Consider the following 17,659-nt stretch of genomic DNA (forward strand, 5'->3'; position numbering starts at 1 on the left):
ATTATTGATCCTGAATCGTGGTCGTCGAAGACGCTTTACTGGCTTTATTCATTGTGTGGGTGTAAATCGTCTTCCCATTGTGATCGATGTAATTAAGGAAGATGTTTTTAGCTGTCACGCTCACACTGACAAAGCCGCCGGTCGATTTTGCGAATTGTGTAAAGTCGTAGTTACTAACAGGCCGCACTTCTGAGCCGCCACCGGACACTACGTGCACTAGGTCATCTCTGGGTAATTGGTTGTGTTGAAGATCGTGCTCGTGCCCGGCAATGTAAAGGTTCACGCCATGTTCGTGAAAAATGGGTTCTAACACGTCTTTGATCGCGTCTGTTTTACCGTAGCGCTTACCACTTGAATAAAGTGGATGATGGCCTATGACAACTTTCCAGGTATATTGCTCTTTGGCCAACATAGTATTTATCCAATCAAGCTGTTTAGATGCCCCTTGTGAGTAAGCTTCCTGGTATTTAGCTTCACCTGCATAGTCGGGGTTTAGCGGAGACGTATCGATAAACAACAAGAGAGCTGAGCTTCCATCGTCAAGCTTTAAAGTCTTACTGTAATACTGCGCCGGCATTTCCCAACGTCGACTTTTAGTGCTGTAATCTATTTGCGCCTGCCAGTTTCCTCGATAGTCATGGTTTCCCAACACAGGGTACCAGTCGATGAATAAATGAGGTTGATGATAAATGTTTTCGTAAGAAGACAGCCAGTAAGGGTCGTCAACTGAGGCAACACCATTGTCGTAGAAGTTATCGCCGGTGGTTGCGATAAATTCTGCGTCTAGTTTGTAACTTGCAATATCTAGCCATTTAGCAACGTGTTTTTGATAAAAGTGACCGTTGCGGCCCCAATCACCTAACGTTAAAAAAGAAACCGCGTCATCCGGTACCGATAAACCTTCAATCGTGGTGTGCGCATAGTAACTATGTGAATACTGCTCGTTGGTAGCCTTCGCATTTTCAATAGCTACGTTAGTTTTTGCCGCGGAGTAAGCGGGGCTTGTTTGCTCTGCCTTTACAAAATCTGAGGTAAGGCAGCAGGTGAAACAAAACGCAACCGCAAACAAGGTTGCGAATGTTGGCTTTGTGGTTGGGGCGAGTGTGGGTAAACCGTGCATGAAAGACTCTCAAAAGCAGATGACGCAAGCCCCATTTTAGAAGCTTGCGAACATCTGAACATTAACAACAAATAAAAGTGATTAATTTAGCTGCCAAGTAAAACCTAGCTCGAAAGTACGGCCATACTCTTCGTACTGCGCGTTTTGACTGCGCGTATCAAAGTAGTTATAGAAAGGCTCGTCACCTAGGTTTATGCCGTTAAAATACACCTGCATGCTGTCGTTAATGTAATAACGGGCCATGAAATCAATTTGTACATGGTCATCTTCAAACCTCAGCATGTCACCGTCAATTTCTTCGAAGTTTTCACTTTTATACGTGGTAGCAAGTCGTACACTGAAATCATTCGCTTCGTAACCAATGGTTAAGTTGCCAATGCGATCTGACTGGTTAGGTAACTGAGTTTCGAAAGTTTCGCCGTCTAAGAATGTGGTGGCTTCAGAGTCCGTGAACGTTGCGTTCGCAGATACAATAAACCCGTTGTTAAAGGCTTTGACCCAAGACAGTTCTAAGCCCGTCAAATCAGCAGAGTCACCATTTATTGGCTGAATAACTTCTTCAAAACCTTCCCAGCCAGTGGTACCTGCAACATCTGCATACACAACAAAGTTGTCGATATTCTTATAGAACAATCCTGCTGAAATTACGCCAATGTCACCAGGGTAGTATTCAACTGACAAATCAACGTTTTGCGCTTCATAAGGTTGAAGCTCTGGGTTGCCCACTTCTGCCTCACGTTCAGTTACAAATACGCCGTCGTCTTCTTCGGTTTTACTTTCGATAATTTGAAACGCAGCCACATCTTCAAATTTTGGACGTGAAATGGTTTGAGTGTAGGCGGCACGAAGCTGTAGCTTGTCAGAAAACGTATATCTGGCGTTTACACTCGGTAGCCAGTAGTCATAATCACGCTCAGCTTCCCATGGTGTGTTGACCACTTCTTCTACATCAGTTTGTTCGTTTTCAACTAGCTCGACGCGCATGCCTGACGTTGAAAAGTCGGTGCGCTCATAGCGAACACCGGCGACCAAGTGAAGCTTTTCAATATCAACGCTGCCCATTACGTAGGCCGCAAAAATATCTTCTTCGTTTACATAGGTGGCACCGCGAGATTCAACTTCTGAATTAAGGCTGTCTACTTCAAGGCTTGAGCGGTTATCGTTAAAGTAGCTGCGCATTACGCCGCGATTAAGCCCTGGACCGAAGTCACCGAGTGCATACTCTGGGCTAGCAGTACCAAACTGAGAGGCATCTAGCCCGTCAAAGTCACCATCAAAAATCGTGATGCTGCTGTCTCTGTCTTTTTCTCGGCTGCGGTATTTTGAACCGAATTTGAATTCACCAATGTACCCACCCAGGTTTATAGGTCGTGATGCGTCAAATTTAATACTGGTTTCGGTATCTTTCGTGTAGTTATCTTCAAAGCTAATTTCATCTACCTCGTAGGTAGATAAGTCCATGGCATCAGCGTTTTGCGAAACCGTTGGGCGCATGGTGTTTAGATCAGCATCAATGCTGTCGTTTTCTGTTTTAAATACATAATACAAAGCGTCTGGTTCGTCTTCATCAGACTTTGCATAACCAAGTTGCCAGTTTGCTCTCCACGTTTCTAACTGGTGCTCACCACCTAGTGCCACAGTAAAGATGCTTTGGCTTTCGTAACGATCTTTACTTTCTCTTTCTATTTCCGAGTCTTCACCGTCGAAAGTGAAAATGTTGCCTTGACGGTATTCGTCATCAGAAAATTCGCTGTAAAGTGTGCGAAGGAAATACTGGTTGTTGAAGTCGGGGCGAAAATCAATATTCAGCGCACTACCTAAACGTTCGCGAGTAATTGTGTAGTCACGTTGCTCAAGCTCATCATCTCCGTTACTTTCAACGTTATCTGAGCCAAAGTCTCTGTCAAAGTAAGAGATAGCACCGGCCACGCCCCATTCAGATGAAAGCTTTTTAGTAAAGGTGCCGGACAGTTTAGGACTGGTTTTATCCACTAAATCATTCTGACTTGCTTGTACGGTAACGCTTGCTGTATCACGGGCTTTGTCAAAGGCACTTACGCTTTTTACCGCCACCGAGCCACCAATGGCGTCGCCATCCATATCTGGGGTTACAGATTTCGATACTTCTAATGTTTGAATAAGTTCTGAGGGAATAACGTCAAGGGCAACAGAGCGCACGCCTGACTCCGGCGAGGGAATATTAAGCCCGTTAATGGTTACGTTATTAAGGTTTGGATCGATACCGCGAATTCCCACAAAGCGACCTTCGCCTTGGTCACGTTCTATAGAAAGGCCGGGCAAACGTTGTAGCGATTCCGCAGCATTCTGATCAGGAAATTGACCAATAGCGTCTGCCGAAACAATAGACGAGATACGGTCAGATACGCGTTGCTGGTTAATGGCGCTTGCCTGTCCGCTTCGTTGGCCGCGCACCAGAATCTCATCGATGGTATCGCCGCTACCAAATTCGACGGCAGCGCGGGCAATACCATTATCTGTCACGTTAATCGTTTGCGTGACGGTATCTTCACCAAGATAAGAGATTTCTAAGGTATAAGTGCCTTCAGGAATAGAAGGGAAGCGAAACGTGCCGTCTCTGCCAGCTTCGGTCACAAGTCCTAGCTCGACAATTCTAATTTGTGCGCCTGTATAGCTGCGTGCTTTGGCGGCGTCTTTTACTGAACCAATAATGACACCATCCGCCGCTAAAGCAGGCGACGCAACGCTAAGGCCTAGCGCCGCTACGCAGGCAAGTGTAAGAGAAGAGTACGCGGTTTTAATTTTCATTTATTTTCCAATCAATTAAGCAGTCAATAGGAGTGTGAAGTAAGTGCTAAGTTAATGACTAAGTACCCTAAGAATGCTCCATGACAGTTATATGACGATTAAGTGGAACATGGGGCTTACTTACGGCAAATGTCGCTAATTCTCAAATCGGTGAGCTAAATTGACCCTGGCTTAAGTTTATGATTTTGTATGGTTTTTGCTTGTTTTTTTGCGTTCTTTGAATAGGTTGCCATCAATATGTCACATTGATGAGCCAAACTGACCCTCGACAGTTTCATCAAATTTGGGCAAGACTCTCGTTTTGTTTTAAGCGCTGGAAGCCGCTGGACTGGCGCGTGATGTATTCAATATTAGAGATTTCCAAAGAGAGCATTATGTTTACCTTTACAAATTCAACACAATTTAGACATCACAAGCTTTGGCTGGTATTTACGTTGTGCGTGGTAACTTTGGCGGTTTGCCTAGCTTTTATATTTGGCAATGCAAAAGAAAGCACCGTGATATCTGGCCTAGATATTGTGGGGGAGGGGAGCATCGCTTTTTTAACGCTTGCGTGGATGCTAGCAGCGCTCGCTAGCCGTCCTCCTGGAAAAGTAACTAGCCTTCTTATTATAGGGCTAGGCTGTTTCTTGTTTTCTGTCAGTTTAGATTTTTTAGACGAATTTTTTCATTACCCCGAATCCGCTTACTGGATAAGTATGATTGAGTCTTACCCTGCTGCGGTGGGGATGGTAGTGATGACCGCGGCACTTTATCAATGGCACCTAGAGCAGCGTGCGTTAAATTTGCAATTGCGACGTCGTGAATGGGACGTTCGGGATCACGATGCTATCGATCCTATTACTCAACTTTACCGTGCAGAGTATTGGAAAACACAAATAAGTAAATTACAGCAATCCGGGAAGTCGGCTGTAATTGCCATCATTGATATCAATAACTTCTCTTTGTTCAATCAAAAGCACGGGTATACAGAAGGCGACAGGTATCTGCACGACATTGCGCAATTGGTGATCATGAATTTGCGCCAGCAAGATCTAGCGTGCCGTTACGCTGGTGATAGGTTTGCTATTTTGATGCCAGACGTCTCGCCCATGCAGGCCGATGTTATCTTGAATGATATCAAAGTAAGTATTCAGCATCTGGCTTTTAGACATAGCCTCAATGCCAATGCTATTTACACCACCGCACGCAGTGCTCAAGTGACTTTGTTACCTAATCAGCGCCTTGCGACTGTGCTTAACACCATGCTGTTAGAGCTTGAGCGTTCTCATGACAGTGCAGCGTAGTTTGGACAGTTTGGTGAGACTAGTTGGTGTATGTGCACGAAGATACCTGCGGTGAATATCTAATGGATTTAACGTTACCACGAATCAACGCACTACGAGATTCTGCAAACGAAGATACAGTTGTAGGTGCTGAGCGGTGTCACTCAACACGTGTATCTAGCGTGGGTGTCTCTGTAAAGAGTAATGTTGATGAGTTAGCGGTGGGTGTCTCTGCAAAAGGTGATGTTGATGATTTAGGCGTGGGTGTCTCTGTAAATGGTGCTGTAAATGGTGATGCTGATGGGCTTAGCATGGATGTCATCGGTAGTGATAGTGCTGGTAGCTATCATGTAGTGATGTCTAGCCAAGATAAAGTGATCGCTGGGTATTGGCTGGTACAGGCAGTGCTCAATGTAGCGCTCTCTCGTGGCGGTAATAAGAATAAGCTCTTGCGCGGTACAGGTATTTTTGAGGAGTCGTTACAACACAATTCGTTAGTAAGCATAAACCAATATTCATCGCTGTTAGTCAATGTTCACAGCCAAACCAAAGGTAACGATGTCAGTTTTTTACTGGGTGGAGCTTTCGCTTCGCAGTGGCTTACTAGTCCGCTACATGTGCTTAAAACATGTGAAAATATTGAGCAGCTACTTTTACACCTTACTCAACGCCAAGCATTTAGGTGGTGTAGCTTACCGCTATGTCAGTTTCAGCGGTTTGAAAGTACCGACAAAATAATACTAGTGCCTCAGTTTACAGGCATAAGCAGCAAACAGCTTCAGTTCACTCTTGAAGTGGCATTTGCAACGCTGGTGGCGCTCATTAAGAATATTGGGAATAAGCGAATACCTTTGTCTTTTACCTTCACAGGCAGTCGCCCGAAGAATATCGCTGACTATGAAACGCACCTTGGGCTTAAATTATCGTTTAATAGCCGTTTTAACAGTATTTGCATCGAAAAAGGTGCAGCAAGTCAACCCTTAGGACTAACGGCTCAGCCGACAGACACTGTTAAATCGCACGTTTCTTTAGAAGGTTTATCGAGTAACAGCGCAACGCAAACTAAGGAACGGGCTTCTATTGAACAGCAATACCGCTTGTCTTTGCCTGATTTTGTGAGGCGTTACGTTTGTACATCCTCCAACACGCACTCGCCAAATATCGGGTTGCCTGAATTGGCGGAAACCCTAGACGTCAGCGTAGCTACGCTGAAACGGAAATTAAAAGAGTTCGGCACTAGCTATCGCGCTCTGTCTGAAGAAGTTCAGCGCAATCATGCGCTTTTACTTTTATCGGTGCACAAGGTGAGTAACGAGGCTGCGGCCAATGAAATGGGCATTAACGATTTGCCTAACTTTCGTCGTACGGTAAAACGATTAACAGGTAAAACCCCTAGCGAACTTAGAAATTAACTAGAAACCGTAAAACGTGTTCGCCCCTTAGTTGTAAAGTATAAGCCCCCTGCAAAATAACATCTAATACACTATTGATCCTACGATATAAGTATGTGAATCTGGTTCTAACACAAGGTAGTAGTAGTCTCCGTAAACGACGATAATACTCTTTGTCGCGTCACCTTAATGCAGAACTAGTATACCTGCGGTAATACGACACAATTACGAACTTTGCCAGTCTCATTGAGAGGGTAATAATCTGTTAGGCCTGATATGACATTGTCGTTGGAAAGTAAATGTCTTTTCAATATCAGCAAAACCTTTTATCCTTTGCAGCTTTAGCTTTTTAATCGTTAAAAAAACCTTCACAAAATGGTTTGGTTGAAGCTTTTTCTTACGCACTCGCACCCTCAAGGTGGCTGTTCAGCGTAGCCTTTAAACTTTTGCTGTTACGCAATTAAAACCAAAAGAGAGTTTTCTGTGCACGAAAATAACGACATTGCACCAAATTCTATCGTACCCAATCCGTTAGGTTTAACGCCTATTTTGCTTTTTGTAATTCTTGTTGTAGTGACAGGCATTACCACAAACGATATTACTGCGATGCCTATTTTGGTGGCGTTTTTTATCAGCGCTGGGTATGGACTATGTTTAAATCCGAAAGGTAACAAGGTCAGCTTTTCTGAAAAGGTACAAACCTTTTGTAAAGGTGGTGGTGATAAAAACATTATTCTCTTAGTGCTGATATTCCTGTTAGCCGGTGCATTCTATGCCGTGACTATCGATATTGGTGCACGAGATGCCACGGTCAACATGGCGTTACAATTTGTACCTTCCGCACTGATATTACCAGGCCTGTTTTTGATTTGCTGTTTTATATCATTTTCCATGGGCACGTCCATGGGCACCATTACCGCACTCTCACCCATAGGTGCAGGCCTTGCCACAAGCCTCGGGCTGCCGGTGGAAATGGCGCTGGGTATTGTCGTGGGCGGCGCTATGTTTGGTGATAACCTCTCGTTTGTTTCAGACACCACCATTGCAGCAACACGTACCCAAGGTGTACAGCTTAAAGACAAGTTCAAGGCAAACTTAATGGTGGCCGTGCCGGCCTGCATCGTTACCATGGCACTATTGCTTATGGTCGATGTTGATACCTCTGGCATTGTTGAAGGCGGCAGTTACGATTTTTGGCGCATAGTGCCGTACTTGTGCATTATTGCTTTCGCGCTAACAGGGTTTAACGTCATCAGCGTACTTGCAGTGGGTATTGCCAGTGCCTGCGTAGTAGGCTTGCTGCAAGGCAGCTTTACGCCACTTTCCATGATGCAAAGCATTCAAAAAGGGATGGGTTGGATGCAGGACTTGGCGATGATTGCCATAACCATAGGCGGTATTGTGGCGTTAATGCACGCTAACGGCGGTATAACCTGGTTAATCGAACGCTTAACCCGTAAAGTTACGTCTAAGAAAGGCGCGGAATTTAGTATTGCTGGCTTGGTCAGCTTTTTAGACATTACGACAGCAAACAATACCATTGCCATTGTTACAGCAGGCCCAATTGCTAAAGACCTAAATGAAAAATACGGTGTTGACCCTCGTCGTACCGCATCACTTTTGGATATCTTTTCGTGCAGCTTTCAAGGCTTAGTACCTTACGGCGCGCAGCTTTTAAGTGCAGCGGCCGTAGTGGGCATTTCACCTTTGGCCATTACGCCTTATTGCTGGTACCCCATGCTTATTTTTGTGTTTGGTGTGGCGGCCATTTGGTTTGGTTTTCCCCGTTTTAAAACGGCGCAAGACGATGAATTAACCCAAAGCGCTTAAATTCTCGTAACGCTTAACACACTGGCTTTTTAGGGCGGTATCTTCTAGGATCACCGCCCGAATTTTATTGATGATTAGAAACTCGCTTTAGGATGTCACTTTGTCTTCACCACTTGCAATAAAACCTCTTTACAACAAACTAGACGCTTGTTTAAGCGCAGATAAGTTTCGCTTAAAGCGCCGTATTACGCAGCTTGCGCAAAAAGTGAATGATAGATCTGGTGTTGACGGAAAAGGTGCGGAGAAAAAAGCAGCTAATCCCAAAGGTTCAATACAGGACGACGCGGTTAGCGAAGATAGCCTTAAAAAGCAGTTCGAGAAACTAGAAAGCGATATCAACACATCAATAGAAAAGCGCAATTGGCGTCAAAATAATCTTCCTAAGGTTGAGTATCCGCCGCTGCCGGTTAGCGACAAAAAAGAAGATATCAAAGAAGCAATAGCCAATAACCAAGTGGTTATCGTTGCTGGTGAGACTGGGTCGGGTAAAACGACACAGCTCCCTAAGATATGCTTAGAGTTAGGCCGCGGTGTAAACGGCATGATAGCCCACACCCAGCCAAGACGATTAGCGGCACGAAGTGTAGCTACTCGTATAGCAGAAGAGCTAAAGACGCCCCTTGGTGAAAAGGTGGGTTTTAAGATTCGCTTTAGCGATCAGGTAAGCGAACGAAGCTACGTTAAGCTTATGACCGACGGTATGCTGCTTGCTGAAATGCAGCAAGATCGCTTTTTAAATCAGTACGATACTATCATCATCGATGAAGCCCACGAGCGAAGCCTTAATATCGACTTCTTGTTAGGCTATCTGCGTCAGCTGTTAGATAAGCGCCCCGATTTAAAGCTTATCATTACCTCTGCCACCATTGACCCAGAGCGATTCTCTAAGCATTTTAATAATGCGCCGATTATCGAAGTGAGCGGACGTACCTATCCGGTTGAAATTCGTTATCACGCGCCAGAAGATAATGATGGCGATATTGATCAAAGCGACGCCATCGTAAACGCAGTCGACGAACTAATGCGCGAAGCGCCGGGCGATATCTTAGTGTTCCTAAGCGGGGAGCGCGAGATACGCGACACCCAAGATGCTTTGAGCAAACAGCATTATCGCAATACTGAAATTGTACCGCTTTACGCTAGGTTATCGGCTGCAGAGCAAAACCGCATTTTTCAGTCTCACAGCGGCAGGCGCATTGTTCTTGCCACCAACGTGGCCGAGACCTCATTAACCGTACCCGGTATCAAATACGTAATAGACCCGGGGTTTGCCCGTATTTCACGCTATAGCGCTAGAAGTAAAGTGCAGCGTCTACCTATTGAACCAATATCTCAAGCCTCAGCGAATCAGCGGGCAGGGCGATGCGGCCGTGTGTCTGACGGTATTTGTATTCGCCTATACAGCGAAGACGACTATTTAGGACGCCCAGAATTCACTGACCCAGAGATCCTGCGAACAAACCTTGCTTCGGTTATTTTGCAAATGCTTGCTTTAGGGCTAGGCGACATCGCTGCTTTTCCATTTGTTCAGCCGCCTGATAACCGCAATATCAACGACGGTTTTCGCTTACTTGAAGAAATCCAAGCTATTGCGAAAGGCAAAGCTAATAGAAAAACGAAGCAAAGCGGCAAGATGCAGCTTACCCCGCTGGGTCGTCAGGTAGCACGATTGCCCATCGACCCACGCTATGCACGCATGGTGATAGAAGCCGAGCGTACAAACGCGCTCAGCGAAGTCATGGTGATTGCGGCGGGGCTTTCAATTCAAGACCCACGAGAGCGCCCACAGGAAAAACGCCAGCAAGCAGACGAGAAGCACAGCGAATACCACGATAAAGATTCAGATTTCATAAGTCTTTACAACTTGTGGGTGGCGTTTAGAGAACAGCAAAATGCGTTAAGCCAAAATCAGCTTCGCAAATGGTGTAAGCAGAATTTCATCAATTATTTGCGTATGCGCGAGTGGCAAGACATTGTAAGCCAGCTTAAAAAGTCTATTGCTGAGCTGGGCTTTGGTATTTCTAAGCAAGAAGCCGACTATCAGGCTATTCACCAAGCTATCGCCAGCGGTTTGCTGTCGCACATGGGCTTTAAAGATAAAGACCGTGAATATATGGGGTCACGTAATTCACGCTTTTTAATTTTCCCAGGCTCAGGGTTATCAAAGTCTCAGCCAAAATGGGTAATGGCAGCTGAGCTTGTAGAAACCTCTAAACTTTTTGCCCGTATGGTGGCAAAAATAGACCCAGCGTGGGTAGAGCCTTTAGCTGAACACGTTGTACAAAGAAGCTATTCAGAGCCCCATTGGTCTAAAAAGCGCGGCGCGGTTATCGCGTTTGAAAAGGTTACTTTGTTCGGGCTGCCCATTGTGATGAAGCGCGCAAAGGTTTACAGCCTAATTGACCCGCCAATCTGCCACGAGCTATTCATCCGCGAAGCCTTCGTAGAGGGCAATACTAAGCTCAATTACAGCTTCCTACAGGAAAATCAGGCACTGCTGGAACAAGCGGATGAATTTGAACAAAAGACTCGACGTCGCGATTTGATTGTAGATGATGAAGAGCTCGTAAGCTTCTACGCTAAACGTATCCCGGTTGAAGCCAATAATGATGCAGCGTTTAAGAAATGGTTTAGACAGCACGGAAGTAACGACAGTTTAACCTTCAAAGAAGAAGACGTGTATCGTCAGCAGCCTGGGCAGTCGGTAGCGAACGCGTTCCCTGATGTATGGCGTCAGGGCAATATTACGCTGCCGCTACGTTATAACTTTGAACCCAACGCTGAAGATGACGGTGTAACGGTAGTGATCCCGCTACCAGTGCTTAACCAAGTGGACAATGTAGGTTTTGATTGGTTAGTACCTGGGCTAAGGCACGACCTCATAGTAGGCTTAATTAAAACCTTACCTAAACGCTTGCGACGCAATTTTGTGCCTGCGCCTAACTTTGCCGATGCCTGCCTTGCTGATATCAGTGAAACGGACAAAAACAATCGCCCTGTGCCTTTGCTTGAAGCGGTTAGCGATAAGCTTCGCAAAATGACTGGCGTTGTTATTGAAAGCGAAGAATGGAATTTAACCCAGCTTGATAAGCATTTAAAAATGCATTTTGCGGTAGTGAACGACAACGGTGATGATATCGCCAAAGGTGATGACCTTCATGCCCTTAAACAACAGTGTGCAGGGCAGGTCAAGCAAACTTTTGAGAAAGCCGCAACACCAGAGTTAGAGCGAAATAACATAGAACAATGGGATTTCGAAAGCTTGCCAGAAACCTTCGTGCAGAAAGTTGGCGGGTTTGAAGTTCAGGCGTTCCCGGCTCTGGTACAAAAGGGCGATAAGGTAGATATTGCTCTCATTGAAGAAGCGGATAAAGCCCAAGTGCTGCATAAGCAAGGCGTGAATGTCTTGATTAAAAACGCGATGCCGTCGCCCCTTAACTATTTGCAAAGCAAATTACCGAATAAAGCCAAGCTGGGTTTGTATTTCAATCCATTCGGGCAAGTTAAAGCGCTGATAGATGATTGCATTTTTGCCGGTATCGACGCCATTGTCACTGATTACTGCAAATCGAACGACACTGACATTCGAAATAAAGCTGATTTTGAGGCCTGTTTAGAGATTGCGCGAGCAAATATCAATGACAGAGTGTTAGAAATCGCCAAGCAGGTAGAGCAGGGGCTTACCCTTGCTCATCAGTGCCAAAAGCAGATGAAAGGCAACGTACCGCTGACTATGATTAACGCGTTAGGTGACTGTAAAGCGCATCTTGCGTCATTGGTGTTCCCTGGTTTTGTCTCTCAAATTGGTGAAAGTAGGCTGGACGATTGGAACCGCTATATTAAAGGCTTGGCCCGTCGTCTTGAGAAGCTTCCCATTGACCCCAACAAAGACAGAATGCATCAGGTAACGGTAGAAAAGTCGATTAAGGAATGGGAAAAAGCGTGCAGTAAGTACCCCAAAGGTAAAGTGCCACAAGCCCTTATTGATGTGCGCTGGATGATAGAAGAATTGCGGGTTTCTCTGTTTGCGCAGCAACTTGGTACGGCATACCCCATATCAGCGAAGCGTATAACCCTCCATTTAGCAGACTTTTAATTTTAATGGGGCTCTCGATGTACACAAAGTGTAACGCTTAGCTTACCAAGCGCGAAGGGTTTCTACTTAGAATGGTAAACTAATTAAAGCCCCGCAATGTAGTGTGTTGAGGGGCTTAATTAATTGTAATTAATAAGCATACGCCGTGTGTTTAATCGATAGCAAAACATCATCATCGAATTATTGAGGTAAGACCAATACTACTTTTGCAGTATTGTTGAATAAAAATTAGACAGTTCGATTGACAAGTTATCGCCATCAACCTATAACAACACTTGTAGTCGTCAGCGTAATGCTAAAAATCAGGAGAAGTAGACATGTTGGGATACGACGATAAGCGAAATTTTTTCAGGATGATGGTAAATTCGCCGTGTCAGTTGCAGATTACTGACGATGAGTCGAGCCGCACCATGCAGGCAATGTGCAAAGATATAAGCGCCACAGGTATGTCGTTAGAAGTTGATGAACCTTCTATTGAGGTGGGCACTCAGGTTAGTGTTGCTATAGAGTCGTCTAGCTCTCAAATCCCTTCTTTAGCAGCGTTAGCTACGGTCGTACGCTGTGAACCTGAATCTGATTCTAGCTGCATCATAGGCGTCGAAATTTCTCAGATGAAATAGATTTATCGAATGTAGTAAGGCGAAATTTAACTTCGCCTTACATGGCCATCAAAAGCGTCACACAGTACAAGTGTTATGTACGAGCGCTTTAAGTATCCTATTACCTTAAAAGCCAATTTTCCTTTTACGTTTTATTAGTAGCAGCCTGTTTCGCTAATCTTTATTCAGCGTCAGCGTTAATCGCTCTTTTATTTATCATTCAATAAAACGAATAAGCGGTTCAGTTTTTTCTATTTTTATTTCCTTTCTTAATTGATAATAATTCTCATTAATGCGAAAGCAAACAAAATTCAACTTTTGATAGAGCGATTATTATGAAAAAGACAATTACCTTTGCTGTTATGCACTTTTCAGTAGCCTTTACGGTAGCTTACCTACTTACGGGCAGCTTGGTAGTAGGCGGTGCGGTAGCATTAGTTGAGCCAGCAATTAATACTGTGGCCTTTTATTTTCACGAAATGGTGTGGAAAAAATTAGAGGATAAAGAGGTGGTTACTGAAGGGCAAGCAAGTGAGTCTTCACAGCCGCTATCGAATATCTTTTCAAATGATAGTGGCTTTTCGAATAATGTTGCAACCTTTGCTTCTTAAAATGTAAGGTTTATTGCTCGCTTTCTAAGCTATTTGCATAACCTATCGTTAATTCAATCAGTGAAATCAGCGCCCCAGTTTTTATAAGAACGAGGGCGCTTTTTCATTTCTAATCGTCGGTGACTTCGCAGACTAAACCTTTCAGGTAATAGCCTTCGGGGTAGCTACCAATAATAGGGTGGTCAGACGCTTGATTTAGCCTTGCAATGATTTTTATTGTGCGGCCAGCATCAAGGGCAGCATCGGCGACAACCTTCTGGAATAAATCTGCAGGCATAAGACCTGAACAGCTGAAAGTTAGCAGCAATCCGCCAGGTTTAACCGCATGGATACCGTACATATTAATGTCTTTATAGCCGCGAGCAGCGCGGTTTAGTGTAGCTTTGCTGTCAACAAATTTTGGTGGGTCGAGTATGACCATATCAAACTGTTTGTCCTTTTCGTGATACTCACGCAACGCCTTAAATACATCCTGGTTTACATAGTGCGCCTTTTCTTCATCTAATCCATTGATCGCCACATGGTGTTTAGCCAAATCTAAAGCTGGTTGAGACACATCAACGTTAGTCACTGACTTGGCACCACCTGAAAGGGCATAGCAAGAGAATGTGCCTGTGTAGCTGAAACAGTTTAGTACGTCAGCATCTTTTGCGTAATGAGCAGCGGCGGCACGGCTATCACGCTGGTCGAGATAAAAACCGGTTTTATGACCATGTTCTATATCAACAACGATACTAATGCCGTTTTCTTTTACTGTAACCTGCATGGGTGGCTCGCCGTGAAGCACGCCTGTTACCGGCTCTAATCCCTCTTTTTTGCGTACATCAACGTCACTACGCTCATAGATGTGAACATCAGGCATTAGCTTGGTGATTGCCCACACTATCTTATTTCGGTGCTTTTCACCGCCAGCGCTTAGAAGCTGCACCACGGCAACATTGTCGTATAGGTCTATTGTAATGCCGGGAAGGCCATCACTTTCGGACGCTATCCAACGAAACGCATTCGTTTTGGCTGGGTCAAACAAGCGCTTACGCAGCGTTAGCGCAGTTTCTAAACGGCGCAAGAAAAAGCCGTTATCAATGCTCTCGTCTTTTTTAAACGTCCACATGCGAACGCGAATTTTAGAGTTTGGAGAGTAAGCGCCTCTTCCTAACCAATCGCCTTCAGAGTCAAACACGTCAACCGTATCGCCAACTCGAGCACGGCCTTTTAACTCAGCTACGGCGCTCTCGAAAACCCAAGGGTGTTTACGGCGAAGTGATTTATCTCTGGATGGTTGTAATATGACCTGTGCTGACATGTAGGCTCTCGTGGTAGTTTAAACAATATATATTTGATGTAAGCCATCATAGAAGCTTACGGTAATGGCCGCGATTATACGCATTTTCAGAGGTTCTGTGTTTAATAATACCAATCTAGATGGGTATAAACTCAAAAGAAACCCAAACTGATTGTTACAGTAGTACGTAGACACATTACGACTGAAATTTTAAGACTAGAATTGGATGCAAAGTATGCGCTATGTGGATTTTGAAAAGGGATGTAGCCCGAGCGAGTTGGTTGTTAAAGAATGCGACGGGTTATCGCTAACATCAGGAAAAGTAAAAGTAGAGGTAAAAGCATTCGGTGTAAATCGAGCAGATACGTTGCAGCGTCAAGGTAATTATCCACCTCCGCCAGGGGAAAGTGAAATCCTTGGGTTAGAGGTAGCAGGTGTTGTAACAGAAGTTGCCAGTGATGTTAGTACCTTTAAAGAGGGAGATGAAGTATTTGGTTTGGTCGCAGGTGGTGGCTATGCCACTGAAGTCATTGTTAATCCTGCCCACCTAATGATTATTCCTAAGGGCATGCCATTTTTTGAAGCTGCAGGTCTTGCCGAAGTTTTTCTCACCGCATTTCAGTGTTTACGTACGATTGCTCATATTAAGCCCGCTGAACGAACCTTGATACACGGGGGCGCAAGTGGTGTGGGGTTGGCCGCCACTCAGCTATGTCGATATTGGGGCGTGCATAGTGCTGTAACGGCTTCAAGCCAAGACAAGCTTTCCCTTTGTGAAAGCAATGGCGCAGAGCATCTTATTAACTACAAACATCAGCAATTTGATGACGTTCTAAAAAAAGTATGGCCTGAAGGTGTTGATATGGTGCTTGATATGGTTGGTGGCGATTATCTTAACCGAAATCTTAAAGTGCTGAAGCAAGACGGCAAAGTGGTTTACCTAGCCATGCTAGCAGGTCGGTATGCTGATAACCTTGATATGGCCTTGCTTTTAGGAAAGAGAGCCTCGATTATTGGGACTACACTGAGAAATCGAAGCGACGACTATAAGGCGGACTTGATACGTGATTTCTCTAACGTATGTTTGCCCGCTTTTGAAAATAAAGAGCTGAATGTAAATATCGATACTCACTATAGTATTGATGATATCGATAAGCCTCATGCGCGATTGGAAAACAACGACACACAGGGCAAGTTGGTCATTTCTTGGTAATAGTTCGTGGTAAAAAGCTCGTCGTAAAAACTCGCGGTAAGTATTCTTAGCGAAAGCTATGAGCGAGAGCTTCTAGTAAAGGCTCTCACTAAAGACGCCTTGCTAAGATATTTTACTTTCCAACAAAGCCTTCATCTGGTTTTGTTGGGTTCGCTTCTGCTGCACCGCGAGCAAGGTCATCACAACGCTCGTTTTCCGGGTGTCCTGAATGACCTTTCACCCAATGCCAGTTTATTTTGTGCTTTTTCACCGCTTCGTCTAAACGCTGCCACAAATCTGCGTTTTTAACCGGCTTTTTATCAGCAGTGCGCCAGCCGTTTTTACGCCAGTTATGGATCCACTGATTAATACCATTTTTTACGTACTGACTGTCGGTAGTTAACTCAACGTTGCACGGCTCGTTTAAGCTATTGAGTGCTTCAATCGGGGCAAGCAGTTCCATACGATTATTCGTGGTGTGGGCAAAGCCATCGCTCAACTCTTTTCTATGCTGTTTGTAAATTAGTACAGCACCGTACCCGCCCGGGCCAGGGTTACCTAGACACGAGCCGTCGGTATAAATGTGAATGGTCTTTTGAGCCACAGCGTTTCCTTTAGTTTAACTCGCTTAATTTATCTTGTGTTTTCCCTTAGCGGATTGCGAAGGGGTTGATATACTATCAAAAAATGAAAGTGTAATTATAGTAGAGGTTCCATGCGCCAAATTGTTCTCGATACTGAAACCACAGGTATTGACCCCAAAGAAGGCCACCGCATTATCGAAATAGGGTGTGTTGAAGTTGTTAACCGCCGTTTGACGGGGAATCACTTTCACGTTTACATCAACCCAGGCCGGCATATTGAACAAGAGGCAATTGAAGTTCACGGCATAACCAATGAATTTCTTGCCGACAAGCCTACGTTTTCTCAGGTTGCCCAGGAGTTTGTTAGCTTTATCAAAGGGGCGCAACTTGTTATTCACAACGCACCATTTGACGTGGGCTTCATGGACCACGAGTTTGGAATGGAAGCCTCAACAAAAGGCGTCATCACCAACCAGATATGTGATGTACTGGATACGCTGACCCTTGCTCGCCAAATGCACCCTGGGCAGAAAAACAACCTCGATGCATTGTGTAAACGCTACGGTATAGACAACAGCCATCGTACGCTGCACGGCGCCTTGCTGGATGCGGAAATTCTGGCAGATGTTTACCTGTTAATGACCGGTGGGCAGACCAAACTTAAACTAGCATCTAGTTCTGGTAGTGATGCTGACTCAACCGCTATTCGCAGGGTCAAGCGAGGCGCAAATAAATTAAAGGTTATTAAAGCTACCGCCGATGAAATAACACAGCATGAGGCTCGCTTGGACATTGTAGAAAAAGCGGGTGGCAAATGCTTGTGGCGTCCTCAGTCTGAAGAGGCGTCTTAGCCAAAAACGTATAAATAGAAATAAAATAACCAAACAGAGCAGGAGCAGCGT

At 44.8% G+C, this 17,659-nt stretch carries 12 protein-coding genes; 8 read left to right on the forward strand and 4 right to left on the reverse strand.

Annotation, left to right across the window (positions count from 1 at the left end; genetic code table 11):
* Position 1 precedes the first annotated feature (1 nt).
* Both ACXAER_RS16800 and ACXAER_RS16805 read right to left on the reverse strand, forming a co-directional pair.
* Positions 2 to 1,120 (reverse strand): metallophosphoesterase, encoded by a 1,119-nt coding sequence (locus ACXAER_RS16800; protein WP_474831231.1) that lies wholly within the window; start codon positions 1,118 to 1,120, stop codon positions 2 to 4.
* Positions 1,121 to 1,201: 81 nt separating this feature from the next.
* A complete protein-coding gene (locus ACXAER_RS16805) occupies positions 1,202 to 3,907 on the reverse strand; it encodes a TonB-dependent receptor (protein WP_474831232.1) in 2,706 nt (901 codons plus the stop codon).
* A 374-nt stretch (positions 3,908 to 4,281) separates the two neighbouring features.
* On the opposite strand from ACXAER_RS16805, the gene ACXAER_RS16810 reads away from it, so the two are divergent.
* The 6 genes from ACXAER_RS16810 to ACXAER_RS16835 all read left to right on the forward strand — a co-directional run bounded on the left by ACXAER_RS16810 (position 4,282) and on the right by ACXAER_RS16835 (position 13,699).
* A complete protein-coding gene (locus ACXAER_RS16810; protein ID WP_474831233.1) occupies positions 4,282 to 5,193 on the forward strand; it encodes a diguanylate cyclase domain-containing protein in 912 nt (303 codons plus the stop codon).
* A gap of 62 nt (positions 5,194 to 5,255) precedes the next feature.
* Positions 5,256 to 6,584, forward strand: a complete 1,329-nt coding sequence (locus tag ACXAER_RS16815; RefSeq protein WP_474831234.1) for a helix-turn-helix domain-containing protein — start codon at positions 5,256 to 5,258, stop codon at positions 6,582 to 6,584.
* A gap of 462 nt (positions 6,585 to 7,046) precedes the next feature.
* Positions 7,047 to 8,393 (forward strand): Na+/H+ antiporter NhaC family protein, encoded by a 1,347-nt coding sequence (locus ACXAER_RS16820; protein WP_474831235.1) that lies wholly within the window; start codon positions 7,047 to 7,049, stop codon positions 8,391 to 8,393.
* 100 nt (positions 8,394 to 8,493) lie between these two features.
* Positions 8,494 to 12,489: an ATP-dependent RNA helicase HrpA gene (gene hrpA, locus ACXAER_RS16825; RefSeq protein ID WP_474831236.1), complete on the forward strand. Its 3,996-nt coding sequence runs from the start codon at positions 8,494 to 8,496 to the stop codon at positions 12,487 to 12,489.
* Positions 12,490 to 12,806: 317 nt separating this feature from the next.
* Positions 12,807 to 13,109, forward strand: a complete 303-nt coding sequence (locus ACXAER_RS16830; protein WP_118495239.1) for a PilZ domain-containing protein — start codon at positions 12,807 to 12,809, stop codon at positions 13,107 to 13,109.
* A gap of 314 nt (positions 13,110 to 13,423) precedes the next feature.
* On the forward strand, positions 13,424 to 13,699 hold the full coding sequence (locus ACXAER_RS16835) for a DUF2061 domain-containing protein (protein WP_474831237.1): 276 nt from the start codon (positions 13,424 to 13,426) through the stop codon (positions 13,697 to 13,699).
* 109 nt (positions 13,700 to 13,808) lie between these two features.
* Here the strand turns inward: ACXAER_RS16835 and ACXAER_RS16840 are convergent, their stop codons facing one another.
* Entirely contained in the window at positions 13,809 to 15,002 is a 1,194-nt protein-coding gene (locus ACXAER_RS16840) for a class I SAM-dependent rRNA methyltransferase (protein WP_474831238.1), read from the reverse strand.
* A 214-nt stretch (positions 15,003 to 15,216) separates the two neighbouring features.
* On the opposite strand from ACXAER_RS16840, the gene ACXAER_RS16845 reads away from it, so the two are divergent.
* Positions 15,217 to 16,194: an NAD(P)H-quinone oxidoreductase gene (locus tag ACXAER_RS16845; protein ID WP_474831239.1), complete on the forward strand. Its 978-nt coding sequence runs from the start codon at positions 15,217 to 15,219 to the stop codon at positions 16,192 to 16,194.
* Between the two features lie 112 nt (positions 16,195 to 16,306).
* On the opposite strand, the gene rnhA is transcribed toward ACXAER_RS16845, so the two are convergent.
* Positions 16,307 to 16,777: a ribonuclease HI gene (rnhA, locus tag ACXAER_RS16850; protein WP_014949181.1), complete on the reverse strand. Its 471-nt coding sequence runs from the start codon at positions 16,775 to 16,777 to the stop codon at positions 16,307 to 16,309.
* A gap of 111 nt (positions 16,778 to 16,888) precedes the next feature.
* Here rnhA and dnaQ point away from each other — a divergent pair, with 111 nt between their 5' ends.
* Complete coding sequence (gene dnaQ / locus ACXAER_RS16855; RefSeq protein WP_474831240.1) at positions 16,889 to 17,608, forward strand: DNA polymerase III subunit epsilon; 720 nt, start codon at positions 16,889 to 16,891, stop codon at positions 17,606 to 17,608.
* The last annotated feature ends 51 nt before the right edge of the window (positions 17,609 to 17,659 follow it).

It is taken from the genome of Alteromonas sp. AWJ4_199, assembly GCF_056159165.1.

Coding starts and splice junctions, on each gene's coding strand:
- ACXAER_RS16800 (WP_474831231.1), bottom strand. CDS start 1,120: ATGCACGGTTTACCCACACTCGCCCCAACCACAAAGCCAACATTCGCA.
- ACXAER_RS16805 (WP_474831232.1), bottom strand. CDS start 3,907: ATGAAAATTAAAACCGCGTACTCTTCTCTTACACTTGCCTGCGTAGCG.
- ACXAER_RS16810 (WP_474831233.1), top strand. CDS start 4,282: ATGTTTACCTTTACAAATTCAACACAATTTAGACATCACAAGCTTTGG.
- ACXAER_RS16815 (WP_474831234.1), top strand. CDS start 5,256: ATGGATTTAACGTTACCACGAATCAACGCACTACGAGATTCTGCAAAC.
- ACXAER_RS16830 (WP_118495239.1), top strand. CDS start 12,807: ATGTTGGGATACGACGATAAGCGAAATTTTTTCAGGATGATGGTAAAT.
- ACXAER_RS16835 (WP_474831237.1), top strand. CDS start 13,424: ATGAAAAAGACAATTACCTTTGCTGTTATGCACTTTTCAGTAGCCTTT.
- ACXAER_RS16840 (WP_474831238.1), bottom strand. CDS start 15,002: ATGTCAGCACAGGTCATATTACAACCATCCAGAGATAAATCACTTCGC.
- ACXAER_RS16845 (WP_474831239.1), top strand. CDS start 15,217: ATGCGCTATGTGGATTTTGAAAAGGGATGTAGCCCGAGCGAGTTGGTT.
- dnaQ (WP_474831240.1), top strand. CDS start 16,889: ATGCGCCAAATTGTTCTCGATACTGAAACCACAGGTATTGACCCCAAA.